20 protein-coding genes are annotated in these 20813 nt (G+C 70.1%); 9 read left to right on the plus strand and 11 right to left on the minus strand.

Annotated elements, in window-relative coordinates; genetic code table 11:
- Positions 1 to 3 precede the first annotated feature (3 nt).
- The 4 genes from ACWD4J_RS04245 to ACWD4J_RS04260 form a co-directional block, all read right to left on the minus strand.
- Positions 4 to 879, minus strand: a complete 876-nt coding sequence (locus ACWD4J_RS04245; RefSeq protein WP_451393753.1) for an ABC transporter permease — start codon at positions 877 to 879, stop codon at positions 4 to 6.
- Positions 876 to 1835, minus strand: a complete 960-nt coding sequence (locus ACWD4J_RS04250; RefSeq protein WP_451393754.1) for an ABC transporter ATP-binding protein — start codon at positions 1833 to 1835, stop codon at positions 876 to 878. Before ACWD4J_RS04250 ends, ACWD4J_RS04245 begins: the two co-directional genes overlap by 4 nt.
- A gap of 91 nt (positions 1836 to 1926) precedes the next feature.
- Positions 1927 to 2214, minus strand: coding sequence for a hypothetical protein (locus ACWD4J_RS04255; RefSeq protein ID WP_451393755.1), 288 nt, complete (start codon positions 2212 to 2214; stop codon positions 1927 to 1929).
- Between the two features lie 104 nt (positions 2215 to 2318).
- Positions 2319 to 3320, minus strand: coding sequence for a TauD/TfdA dioxygenase family protein (locus tag ACWD4J_RS04260; protein WP_451393756.1), 1002 nt, complete (start codon positions 3318 to 3320; stop codon positions 2319 to 2321).
- A 193-nt stretch (positions 3321 to 3513) separates the two neighbouring features.
- On the opposite strand from ACWD4J_RS04260, the gene ACWD4J_RS04265 reads away from it, so the two are divergent.
- The 3 genes from ACWD4J_RS04265 (at position 3514) to ACWD4J_RS04275 (ending at position 7369) form a co-directional block, all read left to right on the plus strand.
- On the plus strand, positions 3514 to 4884 hold the full coding sequence (locus tag ACWD4J_RS04265; protein ID WP_451393757.1) for a CapA family protein: 1371 nt from the start codon (positions 3514 to 3516) through the stop codon (positions 4882 to 4884).
- Between the two features lie 262 nt (positions 4885 to 5146).
- Positions 5147 to 7120 (plus strand): S53 family peptidase, encoded by a 1974-nt coding sequence (locus ACWD4J_RS04270; RefSeq protein ID WP_451393758.1) that lies wholly within the window; start codon positions 5147 to 5149, stop codon positions 7118 to 7120.
- A gap of 18 nt (positions 7121 to 7138) precedes the next feature.
- A complete protein-coding gene (locus ACWD4J_RS04275; RefSeq protein WP_451393759.1) occupies positions 7139 to 7369 on the plus strand; it encodes an aroma-sacti cluster domain-containing protein in 231 nt (76 codons plus the stop codon).
- A gap of 105 nt (positions 7370 to 7474) precedes the next feature.
- Here ACWD4J_RS04275 and ACWD4J_RS04280 read toward each other — a convergent pair whose 3' ends face one another.
- A complete protein-coding gene (locus ACWD4J_RS04280) occupies positions 7475 to 8773 on the minus strand; it encodes a cytochrome P450 (protein ID WP_451393760.1) in 1299 nt (432 codons plus the stop codon).
- Positions 8774 to 8975: 202 nt separating this feature from the next.
- Here ACWD4J_RS04280 and ACWD4J_RS04285 point away from each other — a divergent pair, with 202 nt between their 5' ends.
- Together ACWD4J_RS04285 and ACWD4J_RS04290 are read left to right on the plus strand one after the other, a co-directional pair.
- Entirely contained in the window at positions 8976 to 9794 is an 819-nt protein-coding gene (locus tag ACWD4J_RS04285; protein ID WP_451393761.1) for an S-methyl-5'-thioadenosine phosphorylase, read from the plus strand.
- Between the two features lie 198 nt (positions 9795 to 9992).
- Positions 9993 to 10421: a hypothetical protein gene (locus tag ACWD4J_RS04290; protein WP_451393762.1), complete on the plus strand. Its 429-nt coding sequence runs from the start codon at positions 9993 to 9995 to the stop codon at positions 10419 to 10421.
- Between the two features lie 126 nt (positions 10422 to 10547).
- Here the strand turns inward: ACWD4J_RS04290 and ACWD4J_RS04295 are convergent, their stop codons facing one another.
- On the minus strand, positions 10548 to 11705 hold the full coding sequence (locus ACWD4J_RS04295; protein ID WP_451393763.1) for an NAD-dependent formate dehydrogenase: 1158 nt from the start codon (positions 11703 to 11705) through the stop codon (positions 10548 to 10550).
- Positions 11706 to 12018: 313 nt separating this feature from the next.
- Between ACWD4J_RS04295 and ACWD4J_RS04300 the strand changes: the two genes are divergently transcribed.
- The 3 genes from ACWD4J_RS04300 to fmdA all read left to right on the plus strand — a co-directional run bounded on the left by ACWD4J_RS04300 (position 12019) and on the right by fmdA (position 14479).
- Positions 12019 to 12297, plus strand: a complete 279-nt coding sequence (locus tag ACWD4J_RS04300) for an FmdB family zinc ribbon protein (protein ID WP_451393764.1) — start codon at positions 12019 to 12021, stop codon at positions 12295 to 12297.
- A gap of 166 nt (positions 12298 to 12463) precedes the next feature.
- Positions 12464 to 13120: an AmiS/UreI family transporter gene (locus ACWD4J_RS04305; RefSeq protein WP_451393765.1), complete on the plus strand. Its 657-nt coding sequence runs from the start codon at positions 12464 to 12466 to the stop codon at positions 13118 to 13120.
- A 111-nt stretch (positions 13121 to 13231) separates the two neighbouring features.
- Entirely contained in the window at positions 13232 to 14479 is a 1248-nt protein-coding gene (fmdA, locus tag ACWD4J_RS04310) for a formamidase (protein WP_451393766.1), read from the plus strand.
- Between the two features lie 115 nt (positions 14480 to 14594).
- Here fmdA and ACWD4J_RS04315 read toward each other — a convergent pair whose 3' ends face one another.
- Positions 14595 to 15134, minus strand: a complete 540-nt coding sequence (locus ACWD4J_RS04315) for a hypothetical protein (protein ID WP_451393767.1) — start codon at positions 15132 to 15134, stop codon at positions 14595 to 14597.
- Between the two features lie 354 nt (positions 15135 to 15488).
- Between ACWD4J_RS04315 and ACWD4J_RS04320 the strand changes: the two genes are divergently transcribed.
- Complete coding sequence (locus ACWD4J_RS04320; protein ID WP_451393768.1) at positions 15489 to 16475, plus strand: serine hydrolase; 987 nt, start codon at positions 15489 to 15491, stop codon at positions 16473 to 16475.
- Between the two features lie 103 nt (positions 16476 to 16578).
- Here ACWD4J_RS04320 and ACWD4J_RS04325 read toward each other — a convergent pair whose 3' ends face one another.
- From ACWD4J_RS04325 to ACWD4J_RS04340, 4 genes are all read right to left on the minus strand, one after another.
- The gene (locus tag ACWD4J_RS04325) at positions 16579 to 17877 is read right to left on the minus strand and encodes a glycosyltransferase family 2 protein (protein WP_451393769.1); all 1299 of its coding nucleotides are present in this window, start codon (positions 17875 to 17877) and stop codon (positions 16579 to 16581) included.
- Position 17878: 1 nt separating this feature from the next.
- Positions 17879 to 18043: a hypothetical protein gene (locus ACWD4J_RS04330; protein ID WP_351295964.1), complete on the minus strand. Its 165-nt coding sequence runs from the start codon at positions 18041 to 18043 to the stop codon at positions 17879 to 17881.
- Positions 18044 to 18209: 166 nt separating this feature from the next.
- Positions 18210 to 19469 (minus strand): nucleotide sugar dehydrogenase, encoded by a 1260-nt coding sequence (locus tag ACWD4J_RS04335; protein WP_451394011.1) that lies wholly within the window; start codon positions 19467 to 19469, stop codon positions 18210 to 18212.
- A 601-nt stretch (positions 19470 to 20070) separates the two neighbouring features.
- Complete coding sequence (locus ACWD4J_RS04340; RefSeq protein ID WP_451393770.1) at positions 20071 to 20802, minus strand: alpha/beta fold hydrolase; 732 nt, start codon at positions 20800 to 20802, stop codon at positions 20071 to 20073.
- Between the last annotated feature and the right edge of the window lie 11 nt (positions 20803 to 20813).

Below are 20813 nucleotides of genomic sequence, written 5' to 3' on the forward strand. Positions count from 1 at the left end.
GGTTCAGTCGGTGAGTCTGCGCTGCAGCGTCCGTACGGAGAGGGCGAAGACCAGCGCCGTGCCCACGGTGAGCACGCCCAGGTACGCCCAGGCAGGCAGGTGCGGCACGCCCGGTACGAACGCGGCGCGCAGCGCCTCGCTCACGTACACGAGCGGGTTGGCCAGCACCACCCACTGCATCCAGCCGACCTTGTCCAGCGCGGCCCACGGGTAGTAGACACAGCCCAGCATGGTGATGGGGACCATCATCACGGTGAACAGCGTGCTGAGCTTGCGCGGTTCCACCACGGTCCCGAACAGCAGCCCGAGCCCGGCCATCAGCAGAGCGGACAGCACCAGCACCCCGAGGGCGGCGGGCCAGCGGTCCAGGGACACGTGCGGCGCCTGCCCGGGGGCGTGCACGTACAGCACGCAGGGCAGGACGACCAGGCCCGCGACGCACGCCTGGACGGCACCGGCGAGGATCTTCGACACGCCGACCATCCACAGCGGTACGGGGGCGAGCACCCGGTCCTCGATCTCGCGGGTGTAGGACAGCTCCATCACCAGCGGCGTGGAGACGGACATGATGCCTTGCAGCATCACCGCGGAGGCCACCATGCCGGGCACCAGGATGGTCGCGAACGACACACCGCCGGGGGTGGCGGACGCACCGCCGCCGCCCTGGGTCTTCGGCATGACGTAGGCGAAGACGAAGACGAAGAGCAGGGGCTGGGTCATGGACCGCAGCACGAAGCCGGTGATGTCGCGGCGCAGCACCCGCATGTCGCGGGCGAGCAGGGCGAAGAGCGGCCGCACCAGCCGCAGCGCCCCGGGGGCCGCTGGGGTGGTCGTGACTGCTGGCTCGCCGGAGGCCGGCCGGATGATCTGAGTGGTCATTCGCGGTACTCCCGTCCGGTCAGGGCGAGGAAGACCGTCTCCAGGCTGGGACGGCGTACGGACACATCCAGTACGAACAGGCCGGCGTCGAGGCTCGCCCGCAGCACGGCCGGGACCACGCCGTCGAGGCGGCCGGTGAAGACGCGCAGCGTGGCGCCGTCCGCCTCGGCGCGGCGCACCCCGGGGACGCGCCGCACCGGCTCCAGCAGCCCGGTGAGGTCGCTGCCCGGTTCGTGGGCCACGCTCACCACCGCGTCACCGCCCTTGAGGGACGTCAGCTCGTCCAGGCTGCCGGAGGCGAGCGTCCTGCCGTGGTCCACCACGGTGATCCGCTCGCACAGCGCCTCCGCCTCCTCCAGGTAGTGCGTGGTCAGGACGATGGTCTGGCCCTCTGCGTGCATCTCGCGCAGCAGTTCCCACAGGTTGACGCGGGTCTGCGGGTCGAGACCGGAGGTCGGCTCGTCGAGGAAGAGGACGGCCGGGCGGGTGAGCAGCGCGCGGGCGATCATCACCCGCTGGGCCTGGCCGCCGGAGAGCCGGTGCACCATGGCGTCGCCGCGGTCGCCGAGCCCGAAGCGATCCAGCAGCTCCTGGCCCCGCTGCCGGGCCGCCCTGGCGGACAGGCCGGCGAACCGGCCGCGGAACTCCAGGTTCTCCAGCGCGGTCAACTGGCGGTCCAGCGTGTTGTGCTGGGTCACCGCGCCGATGCGGCGCTTGACCGCGACGGGGTCCGCGACCGGGTCGGCCCCGGCCACCCGCATCGAGCCCGACGTCGGCTGCACCCGGGTGGTGAGCATGCCGAACGTCGTCGACTTGCCCGCCCCGTTCGGGCCGAGCAGGCCGAAGGCCTCTCCCTCTCGTACCGACAGGGAGATGCCGCGCACCGCGTGGACCTCTCGGCCGCCGTCCCTGTACGTCTTGTGCAGATCCCTGGTCTCGATGGCTATGGCAGCCACGGGCCGGACCACCTCCTTGAATGCTCCTGGTGGGCCGTTCAGCCCGTCGGGAGCCTCTTCATGTGTGAATCCGCTCAGCCGCCGGTGCGGCTCAGCAGCGTCGCTCGATCGCGCCGGCCACCTGCTGGGCGATCCCGCGTTCGTTGCGCAGGCGCTGGGCGATGAGGATTCCGCCCCCGCCCTTGATCACTACGGCCGTCTGCGCGCCGGCCGCCCGCACCTGGACGCTGGCGGTCGTGAGGAAACCGCCCTTCACGACGAAGGAGTCGGGCTTGCCGCTCTGCTCGATCGTGTACTCCGGGCCCAGTTCGGTGCGCACGGCCTCGGCGATCTCGTCGAGGCCCACACCGGCGCGGTTGATGGTGACAGTGGTGCTCATGACGCTCCGTTTCACGTGGGGGTAGTGCGACAACCCTGCCGCGGGCGGCCTGTGTGGTGACTGCCGCGCGCTTTGCAGACGGTAGGCGCTGCGGAGCCGTGTCGTCAGTAAGGCAAGTCGCCCGCGATGGCGACCCGTTCGGTCACCCGCGGCGCGGGGAAATAGTCGTTGACCGCGTAATGCTGCACCGCCCGGTTGTCCCAGAAGGCCACGGCGCCCGGCGTCCAGCTGAACCGCACCTGATACTCGGGGGCCTGGAGCTGCCGGAACAGGTACTGCAGCAGCCGCTCGCCCCGCTCCGGTTCCATGTCCACGACCCGGTCGGTGAAGACCGAGTTCACGAACAGGGTCCGCCGTCCGGTCTCCGGATGCGTGCGCACCACGGGGTGGACGACCGGCGGGAACTGCTCCCTGATGCGCGCGACCTGCTCGGCGGGCACGAACGGCCCCATGGTCGCGGTGAGGTCGTGCACCGCCCGCAGCCCGTCCAGTTGCTCCCGTACCTTCTCGGGCAGGTTGTCGTAGGCCGCGGCGGCGTCGGCGAAGAGGGTGTCGCCCGCCGCCTGCGGCCCCTTGAGCAGGCGCAGGACGAAGCCCATGGCGGGCCGGGGCCTGCCGGTCATGTCCGCGTGCCAGGCGTTCTCGAACCCGGCGTGCTCGGCGTCCTTGACGTACCGGGCAACGCCGGGCCCGGTGCCGCCGGGTGTGATCCGCTGCTTCTCCAGCTCACCCCAGTTCCGGGCGAACGCGGTGTGCTGCTCGTGGCTGATCCACTGGTCCCGGAAGAACAGCACCTTCCACTCCAGCAGCGCCCGGTGCAGCTCCTCGCGCACCCGAGCGGACAGCGGCTCGTCCAGGTCCACGCCGGTGATCTCCGCTCCGATCAGCGGGCCGAGCGGACGCAGCTGGAACAGCTCGTACGGCCGGTCCTCCTGCCCTTCCGCGAGCCTGCCCAAGCGCCGGGCGCCGCCGCGGACGGACCGTCCCGGACGCGCTGCGGGCGGCAACTCGGCCTCGGACCCGGCCAGGTCCCAGGGGAGCGGCGTGGCGGAGCCCTCGGGGAACTGCTCGACGGCCGGGGGCGACTCGGTCATGGGGGCTGTCATCCGGCTCTCCTCCTCACATGGGGCCGCGGTACGCCGTCACCCTCGACCGGCCTGGTTTGGGCCCGCCTTGCCGCGGCCTGCACCCCGGTAGGCACACGGGCCGCGCCCCGGCCAACCGCGGGCAAACCCCGCCGCAACCGCGCCCGGCGAACATCGGCGGCGCAGAGGTGGCAACGGCCCGAGGAGGAGACGGATGGCCGAGCGGACAGACGGGGCAGCGGGCAAAGGGCTCAGCATCGCGCTGGGCGGAGACTGGATGGCCACGCGCGGCGCGGTGTTCGGCGACTCGGACCGAGCGTGGTCGCTGCAGAGCATGCTGGCCCGGGCCGACTTCGCCTTCGCCAATCTGGAGGTGGCCGCCGGCGGCTGGCAGGGGCACCCCGTCCGCGACCCCTGGGGCTCCACCCTCGCCGCGGGCACGCACGTGCTCGACGGCCTGCGCGAGGCGGGCATCACGATGGTCTCGTGCGCCAACAACCACGCCATGGACATGGGCGCCGACGGCCTGCTCGCGCAGCTGCGCGCGCTCGCCGACCGGGGGGTGGCAGCGGCCGGCGCCGGGGCCGACCTCACCACGGCCCGTATGCCCGCGTACGTCGACCGTCCGGCCGGCAGCGCCGCGCTCATCGCCTGCACCGCCAGCTACGCGCAGGGCCAGGAGGCCGCGCCGGCCGGCCTGCAACTGCCCGGGCGCACCGGCATCAGCCCGCTGCGGCACCGTCAGATCGTCGACGTCACCGCCGAGCAGCTGGCCGTGCTGCGCACCATCGACCGGGAGAGCGGCCTGGCCGCGGGGCGCGCCGGCCTCGTCGCCATGATGGGCACCGACCCCTGGGGCGAGGACGCCGACCCCTTCCCCTTCCTCGGCGGTCTCTTCCGCGCGGGCGAGACGCCGGGGGTCTCGACGCACGTGGACGACCAGGACCTCGCCGCGATCCTGCCGTGGGTGCGTGAGGCGCGCCAGCGCAGCGACCTGGTGGTGGTGAGCGTGCACTCGCACGAGTCGGGCAACAGCCGGCTGGAACCGGCCGCGTTCCTGCGCGCCTTCGCCCACGCCGTGATCGAGGCGGGGGCCGACATCGTGGTGGGGCACGGCCCGCACCGGCTGCGCGGCATCGAGGTGCACCGGGGACGCCCCGTCTTCTACAGCCTCGGCAATCTCGTCAGCCAGATCGAGCTGACCGAACGGCTGCCCGCGGAGGACTACGCGAAGGTGCCGTCGGACCGGCCGCTCACCCCCTTCGGGTTCTTCAACGCCCGCAGCCTGGCCGACACCCGCGGATTCGGCGCCCACAGCGAGTACTGGGAGACGGTCGTCCCGGTCGTCACCACCGCACCGCCCGCCGACGACGCCGGCCGCCACCGCCCCGCCGTGGTCGAACTCCACCCGGTGACCCTGGGCTTCGGCCGGCCCGTCCACCGCCGGGGCCGGCCCGAGAGGGCCCTGCCCGCCGACGGCCACCGCATCCTCAAGGAACTCGGCGAACTGTCCGCCCCCTTCGGCACGGTCCTGGAGATCGCCGAGGGGCCGCACGGTCCTGTGGGGCGCCTGGCGCTCGGCTGACCTGTTCGCGATGAGCGATCCGTTCGGGATGGGCGCCCCGTTCGGGATGGGCGATCCGTTCGGGACGCGCCGCGCGCATACCGATGCATCATGCAAGTACCGCTCTATACCGGTCAGTTACTGCGCACCAGGCCCGGCGCAGCCGGCATCCGCGAAGGTCTCCTCGACCGGGCGGCAGCCCACGTCGTATCTGCCGCTCTCCGATGGCGCGCCCCGACGCCGCATTCCGATCGGACGCGTCCCAGCCGAAGGAGAACTCCCCATGTCCCGACCCCATGCGGCCCAGAGCAGACGGCCCGGCCGTGGCCGAAGACTGCCGGCCGCCGCCGCGGCCCTGACAGTGGCGCTCGTCGCGCTCGGCACCGCGCCCCAGGCCCTGGCGGCCACGGCCCCGGCCGGCGACCGGGTTCCGCTCGCCTCGGACACCGGCCGCGCCCCGGCCGGCGCCGTGGACGAGGGCGCCGCGTCCGCGTCCGGAAAGGTCTCCCTGCGCGTCTACCTGAACGGCCGCGACCCGGCGGGACTGCGCGCCCTGGCCCGGGAGGTCTCCACGCCGGGCGACGCGCACTACCGGCACTTCCTCACCCCCGCCCAGTTCCGGTCGGCGTACGCCCCGACGGCGGGGCAGCGCGCCGCGGTCTCCGCCTGGCTGCGCTCGTGCGGGTTCGACGTGGACGGCGGCACCGGCCACTACGTCTCGGCCTCCGGCAGCCCGGCCGCGGTCGACTGCGCGGTCGGCGCCTCCCTGCACCGCTACCGCTGGCACGGCAGGAGCCTGAGCGCCCTCGCCGGGCCCGCGCGCCTCCCGCGCTCCGTCGCCACCGACGTGCTGTCTATATCCGGCCTGAGCAGCCTGAGCCCGACCGTAAGCCCGGCGAGCGGCGAGTCCGCCACCGTCACCCCGGCGAGCTCAGCGACCTGCTCCAGCTCGTACGGCGCGAACCCGGCGACCGCCCTGCCGCCCGCGTACGGCACCACCCAGCCGTACCAGGTCTGCGGCTATCTCCCCAGTCAGCTGCGCGGCGCCTACGGCGTCACCCCCACCGGCCTGACCGGCACGGGCACCAAGGTCGCGGTGATCGGCGCGTACGCCTCGACCACGGTGGCCTCCGACGCCCAGACCTATGCGTCCCGGCACGGCGAACAGGCCTGGGCGAGCGGCCAGTTCACCCAGGACGTGCCGGACGGGCTGGCGGCCCAGCCGATGGACTGGGGCATGGAGGAGATCATGGATGTGGAGGCGGTGCACGCGATCGCGCCCGCCGCCGGCGTCGAATACGTGGCGGCAGCGGACGCCACGGACGCGAGCTTCGTCGACGCCGTCTCCCGCATCGTCGACGCACATCTCGCCGACGTCGTCTCCAACTCCTGGGTGATCGGCGCGGACACCGGCATACCGTCCGCCACCGTGTCCGCCTTCGACCAGCTGTTCCAGCAGGGCGCGGTCGAGGGCATCGGGTTCGTCTTCGCCTCCGGCGACCACGGCTCCCAGGCGGCGTCCCAGGACGGCACCGGTCCGCTCACCACCGCCACCGAATACCCCGCATCCGACTCGTGGGTCACCGCCGCGGGCGGCACCAGCCTCGCCGTCGACGCCAACGGCCAGTACCAGTGGGAGACCGGCTGGGAGAGCGACTACGCCTCGTTGTCCGCGGACGGCACCAGCTGGGCGAGCCTGCCCGGCGCCTACGCAGGCGGAGCCGGCGGCGGCCCCAGCGCCCTGTTCACCCGGCCGTCCTACCAGCAGCAGCTCATCCCTGGCAGCGCCTTCACCAGCAACGGAACCCGGCGCCGGGTCGTGCCCGACGTGGCGATGGACGCCGACCCCGTCACGGGCATGCTCGTCGGGCAGACCTACACGCTGCCGAACGGCGCCGGCGGCTATGTCGAGTACGCGTCCGGCGGCACGAGCCTGGCCGCACCGCTCTTCGCCGGCATCCAGGCCCTTGCCCAGCAGCGGGCCGGCAGACCGCTCGGTTTCGCCAACCCGGTGATCTACCAGGCCGCCGAGGACGGCGCGTTCCGCGACGTGACGGACCAGCCCGCCGGGGCGCCCAAGCCGCCGGCCGCCGTCCACACCGTGCTGACCGCCGACTCCACGGGCACCGTGACCACCAACTACGTCCTGGCCACCTTCGGGCGCTCCCAGGACACCGGGCTCGCCACCACGGCGGCCTACGACGACGTGACCGGCGTCGGCTCCCCGACCGCCGCCTATTTCAACCACATCCACTGACCTGAGCAGGAGGTCGCGATGAGCAAGCCCGACGACGCGAGGGATGCGCTGGAGCGGCTGCGCGCAGCGGGATTCGACCTCGAAGCCTTCACCGACGAGCAGCTCGGCCTCCTCGCCTCGCTCAGCGAGGGCGAAGTGGACGTGCTGCTGGACATCAAGGAACGCATCGGCGACGTGCGCCCGGAGGTGGAGGCGCACGGCGGCCCCGAGATGGAGATGCCCATGTCCATCGGCGGCCTGCTCTTCTGAACGCCGTGCGCACACACGTACGCGGCGGGCGGTGACCATAAGCCCCGCCCGCCGCGTACCCTCAACGCCCCCGGAGGCTTCGCAGGTTCACCGGACCCCGGAGGATCAGAGGGTCACCGGGAAGCGCGTGTGCAACCGCATCCGCAGCGCCGGCCGCCGCTCCCGCGGGCCGGCCGGGGCCAGCTGAGGGAAGCGCCGCAGCAGCCGGGGCAGGACCCGGGTGGCCTCCATCCGCGACAGCGCCGCCCCGATGCAGTAGTGCACCCCGCCGCCGAAGCTGAGCACCCGCCCCGGCGTACGGGACGGCCAGAACCGGTCCGGCTGCTCGTAGCGCGCCGGATCGCGGTTCGCGGCCCCGAGCAGGCACACCAGCAGCCGCCCCGCCGGGATGCCGACGCCGCCCACCGTGCAGTCCTCGCCGGTCAGCCGGGGCGCGATCTGCGTCGGGGTCTCGTGCCGCAGGGACTCCTCCACCACGGCCTCCACGGCGATCTCCCCCGCGCGCAGCCGGGCCGCCTCGTCCGGATGGGTCAGCAACTGCTCGGTGGCGTTGCCGAGGAGCGCGGCGGTGGTGCCGTATCCGGCCGAGAAGAGGAACATCGCGATGCCCAGCAGCTCGTCCTGCGACAGCAGACCGGCGTCGCAGGCCCGTACGAGCTCGGTGGTGAGGTCCTCGCGCGGCGCCCGCCGACGCTCGCGGACCATGCCGGTCCAGAACTCCAGCAGGGTCGCCGCTGCGGCGTCCATGCGCTCGCGGGTCTCGCGGTCGGTGACGAGGTCCATCACCCGGAAGAAGTCCACCGCGAGATCGCGGAAGTGCTCGCGGTCGGCTTCGGGCACGCCGAGGATCTCGCCGATCACCGCGGTGGGGAGCGGGTAGGCGAGCTGCTCCATCACATCGACCGGCCCGCCGTCGGCGCCGGCCTCGGCCATCCGGTCCAGCAGGCCGTCGGTGACCCGGTCGATCACCTCGGCGTACCCGGCCATCCGCCGCGGCGAGAAGGCGCCGGCGACGAGCCGTCGCAGCCGGTTGTGGTCGGGGTTGTTGCGGCTCTGCACCGACTGGTACATCAGCCGGGTTGCGATGTCGTCCCGCCACCCGGGGAGGTTGGCGTCGTACCACTCGGGGTCCTGCACCCGGAACTCCGGCCCGCCGAGGACGGCCTGGCATTCCGCGTACCCGGACACGAAGTAGATGTTCCCGGCCTTGCGCACCGGGCCGGCGGAACGCAGCGCGTGGTAGAGCGGATACGGATCGCCCGGCCCCTCCGGAGCGAGCAACCGGGCCACGACGGCCGCGGGATCCACCGCCTTGGGACCGGGATCCACCGCACCGGGCGCGGTGCCCGCCTCGCCGGACACCGGATCCTCCACCGCACCAGGCACCGGACCGCTGATAGTCATCGACGCTCCCAGAGGTTCTTCGCGGATCGTTCTCGGGCGGCGGCCATGGTGCATACCGCGGGCTGCCCGCCGGTTTGTGCGGGGTTTCCTGCCGCCTGGCGCCCGGCACATCCGGGAACCAACCCACCGCCAGGCACCGCGCAAGCATCCGGGTGCCCAGTAATGCCCGGCAGCGACCGACGACGGGAAGAGACGGTGGACGATGACGCACCCGGACAACGGCAGCGGACAGGCCGGCATCGGCGTGATCGGCGGCAGCGGGCTCTACCGGCTGCTGCGGGACGCGGACCGCGTCGAGGTCGACACTCCGTACGGCCGTCCGTCGGACGCCGTGGCGGTCGGTACGGTCGCCGGGCGCACGGTCGCCTTCCTGCCGCGCCACGGCGAGGGGCACCGCCACCCTCCGCACGGCATCAACTACCGCGCGAACCTGTGGGCGTTGCGCTCACTGGGAGTGCGCCAGGTGCTGGCCCCGTGCGCGGTGGGCTCGCTGCGGCGCGATCTGGCGCCGGGCCGGATCGTGGTGCCGGACCAGGTGGTGGACCGTACGACGGGCCGGGTCCGCACGTTCTTCGACGGCGCCGTGCATGTGTCCTTCGCCGACCCGTACTGCGAGGCCGGGCGTGCGGCGGTGCTGAAGGCCGCGGCCGCCACCGGGGCGGACGCCCACGACGGCGGGACGACGGTGGTGATCGACGGACCGCGCTTCTCCACCCGCGCCGAGTCGCGGTGGTACGCCGCCGCCGGCGGGGCGCTGGTGAACATGACCGGCATGCCCGAGGCCGCCCTGGCCCGCGAACTCGCCCTCTGCTACACCTCGGTCGCGCTGGTCACCGACTACGACGCGGGCGTCGACGCGGCGGAGAGCGTCGACCAGGACGAGGTGTTCCGGGTCTTCGCAGCGAACACCGAACGAGTGCGCGCACTCCTGCTGGAGACCGTCCCACTCCTGCCCCAGGACCGGGCCTGCCGCTGCGCGACGAGCCTGGACGGTCTCCCGTTGCCCTTCGAGCTTCCCTGACTCGGCCTCACGGAGCTTCACTCCTGCGTTTCACCCCGGATACGGGGCGCTTGTGAGGCACTTCACCCATAGATGACTGGACTGATATGTATCAAAGACTTTAGCTTGCTTAAAGATGATACGAGCCTTATAGGCGATTTCCGTAGTTGTGGTGCGGCCGGTCGCGAAACAGGCAACTCGAGACCGGAAGGTGGACACGTGAGCGAAGACGCCGTGTGGGTCAGAGGCGTGACCGGCATCCAACTGCACCACGTCACCGATCTCCAGGACGCTCGACGATTCCTGGGCAACGCCGTCATGGCACTGCGCGCCGCCCATGTGCGAACCGGCGACGCCAGGTTCTCCGGTCTCGCCGACCAGCTCAAGGGCATGGTCGCCGCGACGCGCGACCTGGAGGGCGAGGCCCGGGACAGGATGCAGCAGCTGCACTCCACCGATCCCGAGCGTTTCGTGCGCTGCCGGGAGGGCGAGGAGCCCTGGCCGGACGAGCACCAGGCGGGCTTCGTCCCACGCCACACCTGCAAGGACGAGTGCCTCTACCACGACCACCAGGTGCTGGACGCGATCATGCAGTGCACCTGCGGCCGGCCCCCGTGCCGCGCGTGCGCCATCGCGGGCACGCCCTGACACGTATGACACGTAGGCCGGAGCACTGTCCGGCCGGAGACCGGATGGGACCGTTGCTGCCCGGGCAGCGACGGTCCCATCCGGCTCCCGTCGTGTCCGTCAGGGCTCCTGCCACGCAGGTGCAGGTCAGACCGTGTACGAGCTGGCCCCGGTCCCGGCCAGCCTGCCGCCCTCCACGATCAGGTACTCCTGACGGATCGGGCGGTTGTCGAACCAGCACTCCAGGATCTCCCTGACGCCTGCCGCGTACCTGGCCTGCGCGGAGAGCGGCGAGCCGGCCACGTGGGGTGTCATGCCCTCGTGCGGCATGATGCGCCACGGGTGGTCGTCCTCCGGCGGCTCCGGGTACCAGACGTCACCGGCGTAGCCCGCCAGATGACCTCGCTCCAGAGCGCGTACCACGGCGTCCCGGTCGACGATCAGCGCGCGGGCCGTGTTGACGATGTAGGACCCGCGCTTCATGATCCCCAGCAGCTCGTCGTCGAAGAGGTTCACCGTCTTCGCGTGCAGCGGTGCGTGGATGGAGAGCACATCGACGGCGGCCGCCAGGGACCGGACATCCTCGTGCCAGGTCAGCCCCAGCTCCCTCTCGAGGTCCGGTGGCAGCCTGTGCACGTCGTTGTAGTGCAGCTTCACATCGAACGGCTGGAGCCGGCGGAGCACCGCCCGGCCGATCCGTCCGGCACCGAAGACGCCGACGTCCATGCCCTCCAGGTCGTAGTTCCGCGAGACGCTGTCGGCGACGTTCCACCCTCTGCGGGTGGTGACCCACTCGTGGGCGGGCAGGTAGTTGTGGACGAGGGCGAGGATGTACATGACCGCGTGCTCGGACACGCTGATGCTGTTGCTGTACGTGATCTCCGCGACGGTGATGTCGTGCTCGATCGCGCTGGGGAGGTCCACGTGGTCCGAACCGATCCCGGCTGTGATCGACAGCTTCAGGTTCGGTGCGCGCCGGATCCGGTCAGGGGTCAGATAGGCGGGCCAGAACGGCTGCGAGATCACCACGTCGGTGTCGGGGAGTTCGCGGTCCAGTACGTTGCCGGGTCCCTCCTTGTCGGAGGTGACGACCAGCGTGTGGCCCCGGCTCTCCAGGAACGGACGCAGACCGAGTTCGCCGGAGACGCAGCCGACCAGTTCGCCCGGCTTGAAGTCGAGGCCCTGAGGGGTAGGCGTCGTCTGCCCTCCGGGATAGCTGCTGATGACGGGAATCTCGTCGCGGGCATACCTGGGCGGGTAGCCGTCGACAGGATCCGGATAAAGCACCGTGAGGATCTTTGCCATGGCCGTTCTCCATCGCCGAAGGCCGGCACGCAGACATCGACCCGGTAGCCGCGCATGCGCTCCGGCCGGCCTTCCTGTCCAGAGCTCCAAGTGCCCGGCGCGCCGCACATCAAACCGGCCCTGTTTCGCACGACGGCCGCGGCTTCTCACGAAGGCCGTGGAGGCGACGCACAGAGCGTTTTCCTCGCCTTGACACGCCGTCGTCCCAGGCGTTGCCTTGAATACAGAGATATTTCTGCGGCATTCATCGCTCGCTCGACCAGATCCGCGCCCACGGCCGATGGCCGGAGGCGCTGCGGGGCGGAGACGACGCATGGCGACGTATGAGTATTCCTGCAATCGCTGCGGATCGTTCGACGTAAAGCTGCCGATCGGCACCGCGCCCGCCGAGCGGGCCTGCCCGCAGTGCTCTCACACGGCCCGGCGTGTTTACTCGCCTCCCGCCACCGCCTTCGCATCGCCCGCCGTCGCGGGTCTGCGCGAGCAAGAGGAGAAGTCTCGGGAAAACCCCGCGGTGGTCACGCGGGTGCCTCCCAGGGCTGCTGCGCCGAGGCCGGTCCATCCGGCTGTCGCCCGGCTCCCCCGGCCTTGACGAGGGGGAGGTCGCGTACCGGCCCGACCTGCCGGTACGCCGTCGGGACGCAGTCCGTACCGCCTCGGAGAGCATGGCGCGGATACGTGCACAACGGCTTTTCGGTCGTCTGACCGCCCGGCGGGCGCGTCGCTCGCGAGAGCGGAACATCGGGAGGTGTGTCCCCTTGGCCAACGTCGGACTTCTCTTCGTTGGCGCGGTGCTTTTCCTGAACGGGTTGATGCTGCTGGGAAAGGTGGACACCCGGGCAGCCGCCATATTCAACCTGTTCGTGGGCGGGCTTCAGGTCCTGACACCCACATATCTCATCATCGCCGCCGACCAGGATCCCCGGCGGATTCTGCTGGCATCCGGCATCTTCCTCTTCGGTTTCACATACCTGTATGTGGGAGTCGGCATACTCATGGGACTCGACACGACAGGCGTGGGCTATTACTCCCTGTTTGTGGCCATCGTGGCCCTGGGTTATTCCTTCGTCAGCTTCCGGCTGTTCGGCGATGCACCGTTCGGAGTGATATGGCTCTACTGGGCCTTCCTCTGGTTCTTCTTCTTCCTGCTGCTGGGACTGAAACGGGAGACGCTACAGCCCTACGTCGGTTGGGTGACCGCGATCGAGGGCTGGGTGACCGGCGTGATACCGGCATTTCTGCTGCTGTCCGGTTACTGGGTCGCGGAGAACTACTACGAGATCGCGATCGCGCTGGGCGCGTTCGGCGTGCTGACCTTCGGCGCGCTGTGGTTCGTACTCCGCCGGAGGGGGCCCGCCCACCCCGCTGAGGAGTACGGCGGCGCCCCGGCCCGCCCGGCCGGCAGCCCTGGCTAGCGCGGGAGGTGGTTGAGGAGACGTACGAAGCGGCGTGAGGGGCCGGCCGGGACGCCTCCGGGCGTCATGGCCGAACCGCTCACCGTCACAGATCACCTGAGGAGTTCACAAATGCCTGAAGTAATCTTCAGCGTCGACCAGTCCCGGTCGATGCGCGACCAGGATGTGCCTGGACACAACAGGTGGCATCCAGACGTACCCACCGTTGCCATGGTCCGCCCGGGGGACGAGTTCCGCGTCGAATGCCGCGAATGGACCGACGCACAGATCGGCAACAACGAGTCCGCCAACGACGTGCGCGATGTCAACTTGAATGCCACGCACATGCTCAGCGGGCCGATAGGCGTCGAGGGCGCGGAGCCCGGCGATCTGCTCGTCGTGGACATCCTCGACCTCGGGCCCGTACCGCAGCAGGTCGGGGACGCGCCGGGTCAGGGCTGGGGCTATACGGGGGTCTTCGCCAAGACCAACGGCGGCGGCTTCCTGACGGACTACTTCCCCGAATCCGTCAAGGCGATATGGGACTTCCACGGGCAGGTGGCGACGTCCAGGCACCTCCCCGGTGTCCGCTTCACCGGCATCACCCACCCCGGTCTCTTCGGCACCGCCCCCTCAGCGGACCTGCTGGCGAGCTGGAACAGGCGCGAGCAGGCCCTGATCGACACCGATCCCGACCGGGTTCCCCCGCTGGGGCTGCCTCCCGAAGCCGACGCGGGCCTCGCGGGCACGGCGACCGGATCGGATGCCACACGCATCCTCCAGGAAGGAGCACGCACCGTTCCCGCCCGGGAGAACGGCGGCAACCAGGACATCAAGAACTTCACGCGCGGCGCCCGGGTCTTCTACCCCGTCCACGTCAAGGACGCCAAGCTGTCGGGCGGTGATCTGCACTTCAGCCAGGGAGACGGGGAGATCACCTTCTGCGGCGCCATCGAGATGGGCGGCTTCATCGACTTCCACGTCGATCTGATCAAGGGCGGCATGCAGAAGTACGGCATCAGCACCAACCCCGTCTTCATGCCGGGCAACGTCGAGCCGCGGTACACGGAGTTCATGTCCTTCATCGGGATCTCCGTGGACCACGACACCGACACCAACTACTACATGGACGCGACGGTCGCCTACCGCCGCGCCTGCCTCAACGCGGTCGAGTACCTGAAGAGGTTCGGCTACACCGGAGAGCAGGCCTACCTGATCCTCGGTGCGGCCCCCATCGAGGGACGTATCAGCGGGATCGTGGACATCCCCAACGCCTGCTGCTCCCTCTATCTCCCGACCGGAATCTTCGACTTCGACGTCCGTCCCACCGCGGAGGGACCGAAGACCGCGGACCGCGGTCAGTGCGCGGTGACCAGCTGAGGCCGACCGGTCACCCTGACCGGCGATCCCACCCGGCCGGACCGTCGCCCCCGGACCGGCACGAGCCGGGCCGCCCGAGGGCCCGGCCCGGCCGGGTGACGGTGAAGCCGTGGCTTCACATCCCGCCCTCCGCCGGCACGCGGAACACCGGGCCCCGGTTACCGCGCAGTCCGGGCACGCGCTGCCACAGGGTCGCCCCGTTCGCCCGCTCCCAGTCCGCGGTTGCCCGGGACCGCGCCCAGTGGGCCAGGGCCGGCGGAATCAGCATGATGGGCGCCATCACCTCATGGAACGTCAGGGCGATGAGCAGCAACCAGCAGGTCAGCAGACCCGCGTATGCGGCCGTACGCCACAGCAACTGCCGACGTGCCGCGTCCTGCCCTGCGTGTGGTTCGTCGACGCCGTCGATCTGCACGGCCTGTTCGTACTTGCGGCGAAGCCGGGCGGGGAGACGGAAGTAAAGCGGCAGCAGCAACAGGGACGCGAGAGCGACCGCTGTCGTTCCCACCACGAGGAGCGTCTCCAGCCCGTACGTCATACCGCTGAAGACCAGCAGCGGCCCTTCGGACAGCAGCATGCCGGCACCGGTCATCAGCGCGGACACCTGCTCGAAGTCCACCACCCTTATCAGCCCGGGTCTGCCGTCCTCAGCCATCGTCCGCGCCCCTCTTTCCTTCCCCGCTCCCGCTTTCCGGGCACCCGCTTTCCGGGCACCCGCACCGGCAGGGAAGATCCAACGCCGTGCGGGCCGGGGGGTCAACAGGCCGCGATTCAGGACTTCGCCAAGACTGTCCTGCCCCGGCGCCCGGACCCGCGGATGTGCCGTTCTTAATCCCCCGGCTAATCCCCCGGCACCGATCGAGGGACATGTTTCACCTCATCGGCTGCCACTGGCGGACCACCGGTAGACCTACCGAATTACCCGACAAGCCAGGCGCATCCCGATCTTGTAGTGTCTGCTCTGCCCGTATCCGCACCGGCAGGCCGGAGATTGCAGAGAGGGAAGGAATTGGCGCTCAGCAAGATGGCTTCGAAGGTGACCTTAGGCGTGGTCGTCGCCGCAGTCTCCACTTCGGCCGCCGTTCCGGCTTTCACAGGAACCGCCTCCCGTGAGACGCCGGGCTTGAAATTCGCTTCCCAGCGGCTCAAGGGCGGGCTGGTCGAATGCACCTCCCGAAAACCTCAACTGGCACGTCGCCTCACTCAAGACATAGCCAATTCGCTGGCGAATCGCGCCAGTCACGCCTCTGTGGTGCTGTACGACCGCGTCAGCGACACATCCTGCAGATACGGCGCGTACAAGCACTACGACTCAGCGAGCACGATCAAGCCGATCATATTGGGGGCCCTGCTCCTGAAAAGAGGCGTCCGCCTTTCCGAGGATGACCAGGACCTGGCCCGGCAGATGATCGTGAGCTCGGACAACGACGCGATGTACGCCCTGTGGGACAGTGTGGGGTCCAAAAACATCCAGCGTTTCCTGGACAAGGCCGGGATGACGGACACCATCCTCGACGAGGAAGGCTTCATGGGCCTGACGCAGATCACTGCGAGGGACCAGGCCAAGCTGCTCGAACTGCTCACCGGCAAGGACAACTCGGTCCTGAACGCCGAAGAGCGCGCCTACATCCTGCGTCTCATGCGTGACGTACAGAAGGATCAGCGGTGGGGAACTCCCGCCGGGGCTCCCCGGGACGCTTCCGTACAAGTCAAGAACGGGTGGCTGCAGCGTTCCGAGACGGAAGTCGAGAATCCCTGGGACCGCGGCGACTGGAAAGTCAACAGCATGAGCGCGTTCACCGGCCATGGGTACGACTACGGCCTCGTGATCCTCACCGAGAACAACAGGGTCCCGGAAGGCGATTCGCCGCTGGTGGGCTGGGGCTACGGCACGGACACGGTCGAGCGCGTGGCGAAGGCCATCCACCACGACCTGTACCCGGAGAAGACTCCCCCGGCCACCGGCTCCCGGCCTCCCACGACGATCGCGCAGTAGGCCGGTCCTGGGGGCGGCCCCGTGCCGGCACGGCAGGCGGGGCGGGCTCCGTGATCCCCCGACCGGCTCCAGAGCCCGCCGCCCCCTCGATCCGTGTCCGCTGTCAGGTCCGTTCCGGGACCGGCGCCGGGAGGGACGCCTTGCGGGTGCCCCAGTGCGTGGTGCGGGCCTGGGTCAGGGCCCAGTACATGGCAGGCCGGATGATGAGCAGATTCAGCAAGGTCACCAGAGGCGTGAGGAACAGCCAGGCGGTGATCTTCTGTCCGGCCGTCAGCTCGGGTCGCATGGCCGCGTACATGCCTGTCTGCGCGTAGGTCATGACGAGCCAGTAGCCGAGCCCCTGAACGAACAGCAGCTTGTCGTCGGTGTGGTACGGCAGTACGAACAGGACCCAGACGTACAGCAGAGGCATGGTCGCGGTGACGACCAGGCCGTAGAGCCGGAAGAACAGAGGAGCCGCGGAGAAGTTCGTCAGCTCCCACCCGACGTACTTCCAGTAAGACTTGAACCACCGGACGCGCTGGGTGAACAGTTCGTTGAGGTCGGTGGGCATCTTGCTGTAGACCCACGCCTCGTTGACGGCCACCACCTGGCCGCGCTGGAGCGCGTAGTGGGTCAGGCGCCGGTCGTCTCCCGCCGTCCCGGAGCTGACGTAGTCGTCGAGGTTGTCCAGGACCAGGTCCTTGCGGTACACCGCGAGGATGCCGGAGGTGGGGGCGACGGCCCCGACCTGGGAACGCGCCATCCGGGTGACCAGGCACCAGGTGACGATCTCGACGTCGATCACCCGGGTCAGCAGGTTGTGCGCACGGTTCGAGACGAGGGTCAGCCCGGTGCACGCCTGTACGCGCGTGTCCGACATCGCCTTGAGACAGTGCCACAGGCCCATGCGGTGCACGACCGAGTCGGAGTCGACCGTCATGACGAGGTCGTACGTCGAGGGGTCGACCTGGCGCAGGACATGGGCCTGCGCTTCACGCTTGCCCGCGTTGTCCTGACGGTGCCAGGTGACCAGCGGGTGCTCGAACGGGACCACCGGAACCCTGGAACCGTCGTCGACGACGTGGATCGCGTCCGGCGGACGCACCTGGTCGATGAGCGCCCACACGGTCTTGTACAGGGCCTCGGGCGGCTCGTTGTACGCCGGAACGATCGCGAGTACGCGTCCGTCGAAGGCGGGCAGATGCGTGAAGCTTCTGCCCTTCACCACCGCCGCGAGCGAGTAGATCAGCACTGCGGTGATGGCGCAGTAGAAGACCAGCGCGGTTCCCCAGGGCTGTGTGCTCCACAGGATGTGGTAGACGAGGGTCCAGGCGGTGGCCGCCAGAGCGGCGGCCACACAGACCCAGGTCTGCCACGGAGCATGCAGGCTCCGCTTGGACTTTCGGTGTCGCTCGGGCACGTCAGGCACGCTCTTGCTTGTGCCGGGTGACGGCCCGGTAGGTGAAGGCACCGACCAGGATCAGCGTCACCGCGACGGCCAGTATCCAGTCCAGCGTGACGCTCACCCCGAACAGCGTGAGGGCGCCCACGCCGGTTCTGGCGAGCCCTCCTTCGTCGTAACCCATGTGTGTTCTCCCCTCCCTGCGGCTCAGCGCCGCTTGATCTTCTTGTGGTCCCGGCGGACAGCCGGCACGCGGTGGGCGCCGCGGCCCCCGCGTGTGATCCCCCCGCCGCGGCTGTGCCGGGGCGGCCGCGCCGCACGCGCCCGCCCCGGACGGCTGTGCTGGCGTGTCAGAGCAGCTCGACGTTGGCGCCGACGGGAACCGAGCGGCGGGTGTCGAAGACGTACGCGGCGTGCTCCTGCACCATCCGCATGTCGAACTCGGGGTGGTCGGTGAGGACGATCACCGCGTCCGCCGACGCGACCATGGCCGGGGCGAGCTGCTTGACCAGCCGCACATCGGGCAGGGCGTGCCACTCGGAGACATGCGGGTCCACGACGAGGAGTTCGGCTCCCTTGGCGCGCAGCAGGTGCACCACACGCTCAGCGGGGCTCTCCCGTACGTCCGAGGTGCCGGCCTTGTACGTGAGGCCGAGCACGGTCACGGGGGCGCCCTTGAGCGCCTTGCCGCGGGCGTTGAGGCCGTCCTGGAGACGCTGCACCACATACGCGGGCTGCTGCTCGTTGACCTCGTTGGCCAGCTCGATGAACCGGAAGTTCTCGCCCAGCTCCTGCTTGACCTGCCAGGAGAGGTAGACCGGATCGATCGGCAGGCAGTGTCCTCCCACACCGGGCCCCGGCCGGAACGGCATGTACCCGAAGGGCTTGGTGCTCGCCAGGTCGATGGCGTCCCACACGTCCACGCCGAGGAGATGGGTGAACTTGGCCAGCTCGTTGAGCATGGCGATGTTGACGTGCCGGAACGTGTTCTCCAGGACCTTGGCGAGTTCGGCCTCGCGCAGGCCCTTCGCCGGGATCGTCCGCTCCACGATCAGGTCGTAGAAGGCCCTGACCTTCTCCAGGCAGCGGGGGGTCAGGCCCGACACCACCTTGGGGGTGTTCCGGAAGTTCCACGTCGCATTGCCGGGGTCGATGCGTTCCGGGCTGAAGCCGACGTGGAAGTCGGTACCGGCGACCAGCCCGGAGCGCCGCTCGAGGATCGGCACCACGACGTCCTCGGTCGTGCCCGGGTACGTCGTCGACTCCAGGACCACCACGGCACCCCGGGTGACCCAGGGCCCCAGCATGTGGGCCGCGCGCTTGACGTAACTCAGGTCCGGTGTGCGGTCCTTGAGCGGTGTGGGGACGGTGATGACCGCCACGTCGAAGGCCCTGGCCTGGGCCATGGAGGCGGCGGTCGAGTAGCGGCCGCTGTCCAGCGCCGCGCGGATCTGCTCGCCGGGCACGTCCTCGACGTACGAGTCCGACGCGTCCAGACGCAGTCTGCGACGGTTGTCGGGTTCCAGGCCGATGACCTGGTGCCCGGCCGCCACCGCCGCCATGGCCAGCGGCAGACCCACATATCCCTGGCCGAGCACGACGACGCGCAGAGAGCTGGTCGCGCGCGGGTCGGGCGGCGGGGCGAGGACGGCGGCGCCTGCCGGGACACCGTCCACGGGTACGAGTTGAGATTGCTGCATGAGACTCCCCCCTGGCACCGCGCTCCGCTTCCCAGGCGGAGGCGCGGGATACTGCTGTGCCGTGCCGGTGGGCGCGGTCCATGTCGACCGCCGGGCAGGGCACAGTGAGCCGGCCTGCGTGTGCGGCAGGCGGCATGTCGGTCAAGCAGAGATGACTGGGCGCCGGCCGATGCCGTCACAGTGGTGACGCATCAGGGCCGCCGACCCGCCAGAGGCGTGATCGCGTTATCGCGGCGTGTGCAGATAGCCGCGTTCGACCCTCGGTCCCAGGGCACTTGCGCTGTGAAGGCGGTTCATGTCTTCCCCCCAGATGCCGTGAGGCCCCCCGTCACGCCGACGCTCGTGGCCCCGGTGCGACACACCTCACCTCTGACACAGGTACGCGAAGGACGCGCCTGAATCGCGTCCCTCGGGCACTTGAATGTAACCGACAATCCGAAGATTGTGGGGAGTGTGTGATGGAAATGTGAAGCTTAAATTCTCCTGAGGACGGGCCGAGTTGGGAGCCGGCCTAACGGGACGCGCAGGCCCTGACGAAGGCGTCGGCCAGTTCGGCGGGGCGGGTGAAGCAGCCCTCGTGGCTTCCCGGGACCTCGATGACCAGCGGGTTCTTCAGGCGCTGCGGGAAGCGACCGGCCCAGGCCCATTCATCCGGCAGCGACACGTCGTCCGTGGACAGGACGTAGCTGGTGGGTATGTCGAGCGCCTGGAACGCGGCCGTGTCCGGCTTCTCGGTGAACGTGCCGAGCGGTTGCGGTACGAGCAGGGAGTGGACCATCCGCTGGGCCTCGTCGTCGGCGTCCTGCATGAACGCCTGCTGCCAGACCTCCAGCGGCAGCAGCACGGTGTCGTTGCCGGAGGCGGCGGCCAGCGCGTGGAACATCTCGCCGTAGTGCGGCGGGCACGCGTCGATCAGCGACTCGCCGTCCTCCGGCACGAACGCGCTCCAGAAGACCAGCCGCCGCAGCCGGGACGCGAGTTGGGGCGCGGCACCGGTCAGCACATAGCCGCCCCAGCTGTGGCCGACCAGGGTGACATCGGTCAGACCCGCGCGCTCGACGTACTCGACGAGCCCGTTCACGGTGTCGGTGAGGGTGACGCCGCGCGGGTCGTCGTCGGGGCCGAGGCCGACCAGGGTGGGGGTATGCACCTGGTGCCCGGCGGCCCGGAGAGCGGTGGCGACCGGGCGCCAGGCCCATCCGCCGTGCCAGGCTCCCGTGACGAGCACGAAGGTCTCACTCATGTCGATCTCCC

The sequence above is a fragment of the Streptomyces sp. NPDC002577 genome, assembly GCF_053594815.1.

Coding starts and splice junctions, on each gene's coding strand:
- ACWD4J_RS04245 (WP_451393753.1), bottom strand. CDS start 879: ATGACCACTCAGATCATCCGGCCGGCCTCCGGCGAGCCAGCAGTCACG.
- ACWD4J_RS04255 (WP_451393755.1), bottom strand. CDS start 2,214: ATGAGCACCACTGTCACCATCAACCGCGCCGGTGTGGGCCTCGACGAG.
- ACWD4J_RS04260 (WP_451393756.1), bottom strand. CDS start 3,320: ATGACAGCCCCCATGACCGAGTCGCCCCCGGCCGTCGAGCAGTTCCCC.
- ACWD4J_RS04265 (WP_451393757.1), top strand. CDS start 3,514: ATGGCCGAGCGGACAGACGGGGCAGCGGGCAAAGGGCTCAGCATCGCG.
- ACWD4J_RS04270 (WP_451393758.1), top strand. CDS start 5,147: ATGTCCCGACCCCATGCGGCCCAGAGCAGACGGCCCGGCCGTGGCCGA.
- ACWD4J_RS04275 (WP_451393759.1), top strand. CDS start 7,139: ATGAGCAAGCCCGACGACGCGAGGGATGCGCTGGAGCGGCTGCGCGCA.
- ACWD4J_RS04280 (WP_451393760.1), bottom strand. CDS start 8,773: ATGACTATCAGCGGTCCGGTGCCTGGTGCGGTGGAGGATCCGGTGTCC.
- ACWD4J_RS04285 (WP_451393761.1), top strand. CDS start 8,976: ATGACGCACCCGGACAACGGCAGCGGACAGGCCGGCATCGGCGTGATC.
- ACWD4J_RS04295 (WP_451393763.1), bottom strand. CDS start 11,705: ATGGCAAAGATCCTCACGGTGCTTTATCCGGATCCTGTCGACGGCTAC.
- ACWD4J_RS04300 (WP_451393764.1), top strand. CDS start 12,019: ATGGCGACGTATGAGTATTCCTGCAATCGCTGCGGATCGTTCGACGTA.
- fmdA (WP_451393766.1), top strand. CDS start 13,232: ATGCCTGAAGTAATCTTCAGCGTCGACCAGTCCCGGTCGATGCGCGAC.
- ACWD4J_RS04315 (WP_451393767.1), bottom strand. CDS start 15,134: ATGGCTGAGGACGGCAGACCCGGGCTGATAAGGGTGGTGGACTTCGAG.
- ACWD4J_RS04330 (WP_351295964.1), bottom strand. CDS start 18,043: ATGGGTTACGACGAAGGAGGGCTCGCCAGAACCGGCGTGGGCGCCCTC.
- ACWD4J_RS04340 (WP_451393770.1), bottom strand. CDS start 20,802: ATGAGTGAGACCTTCGTGCTCGTCACGGGAGCCTGGCACGGCGGATGG.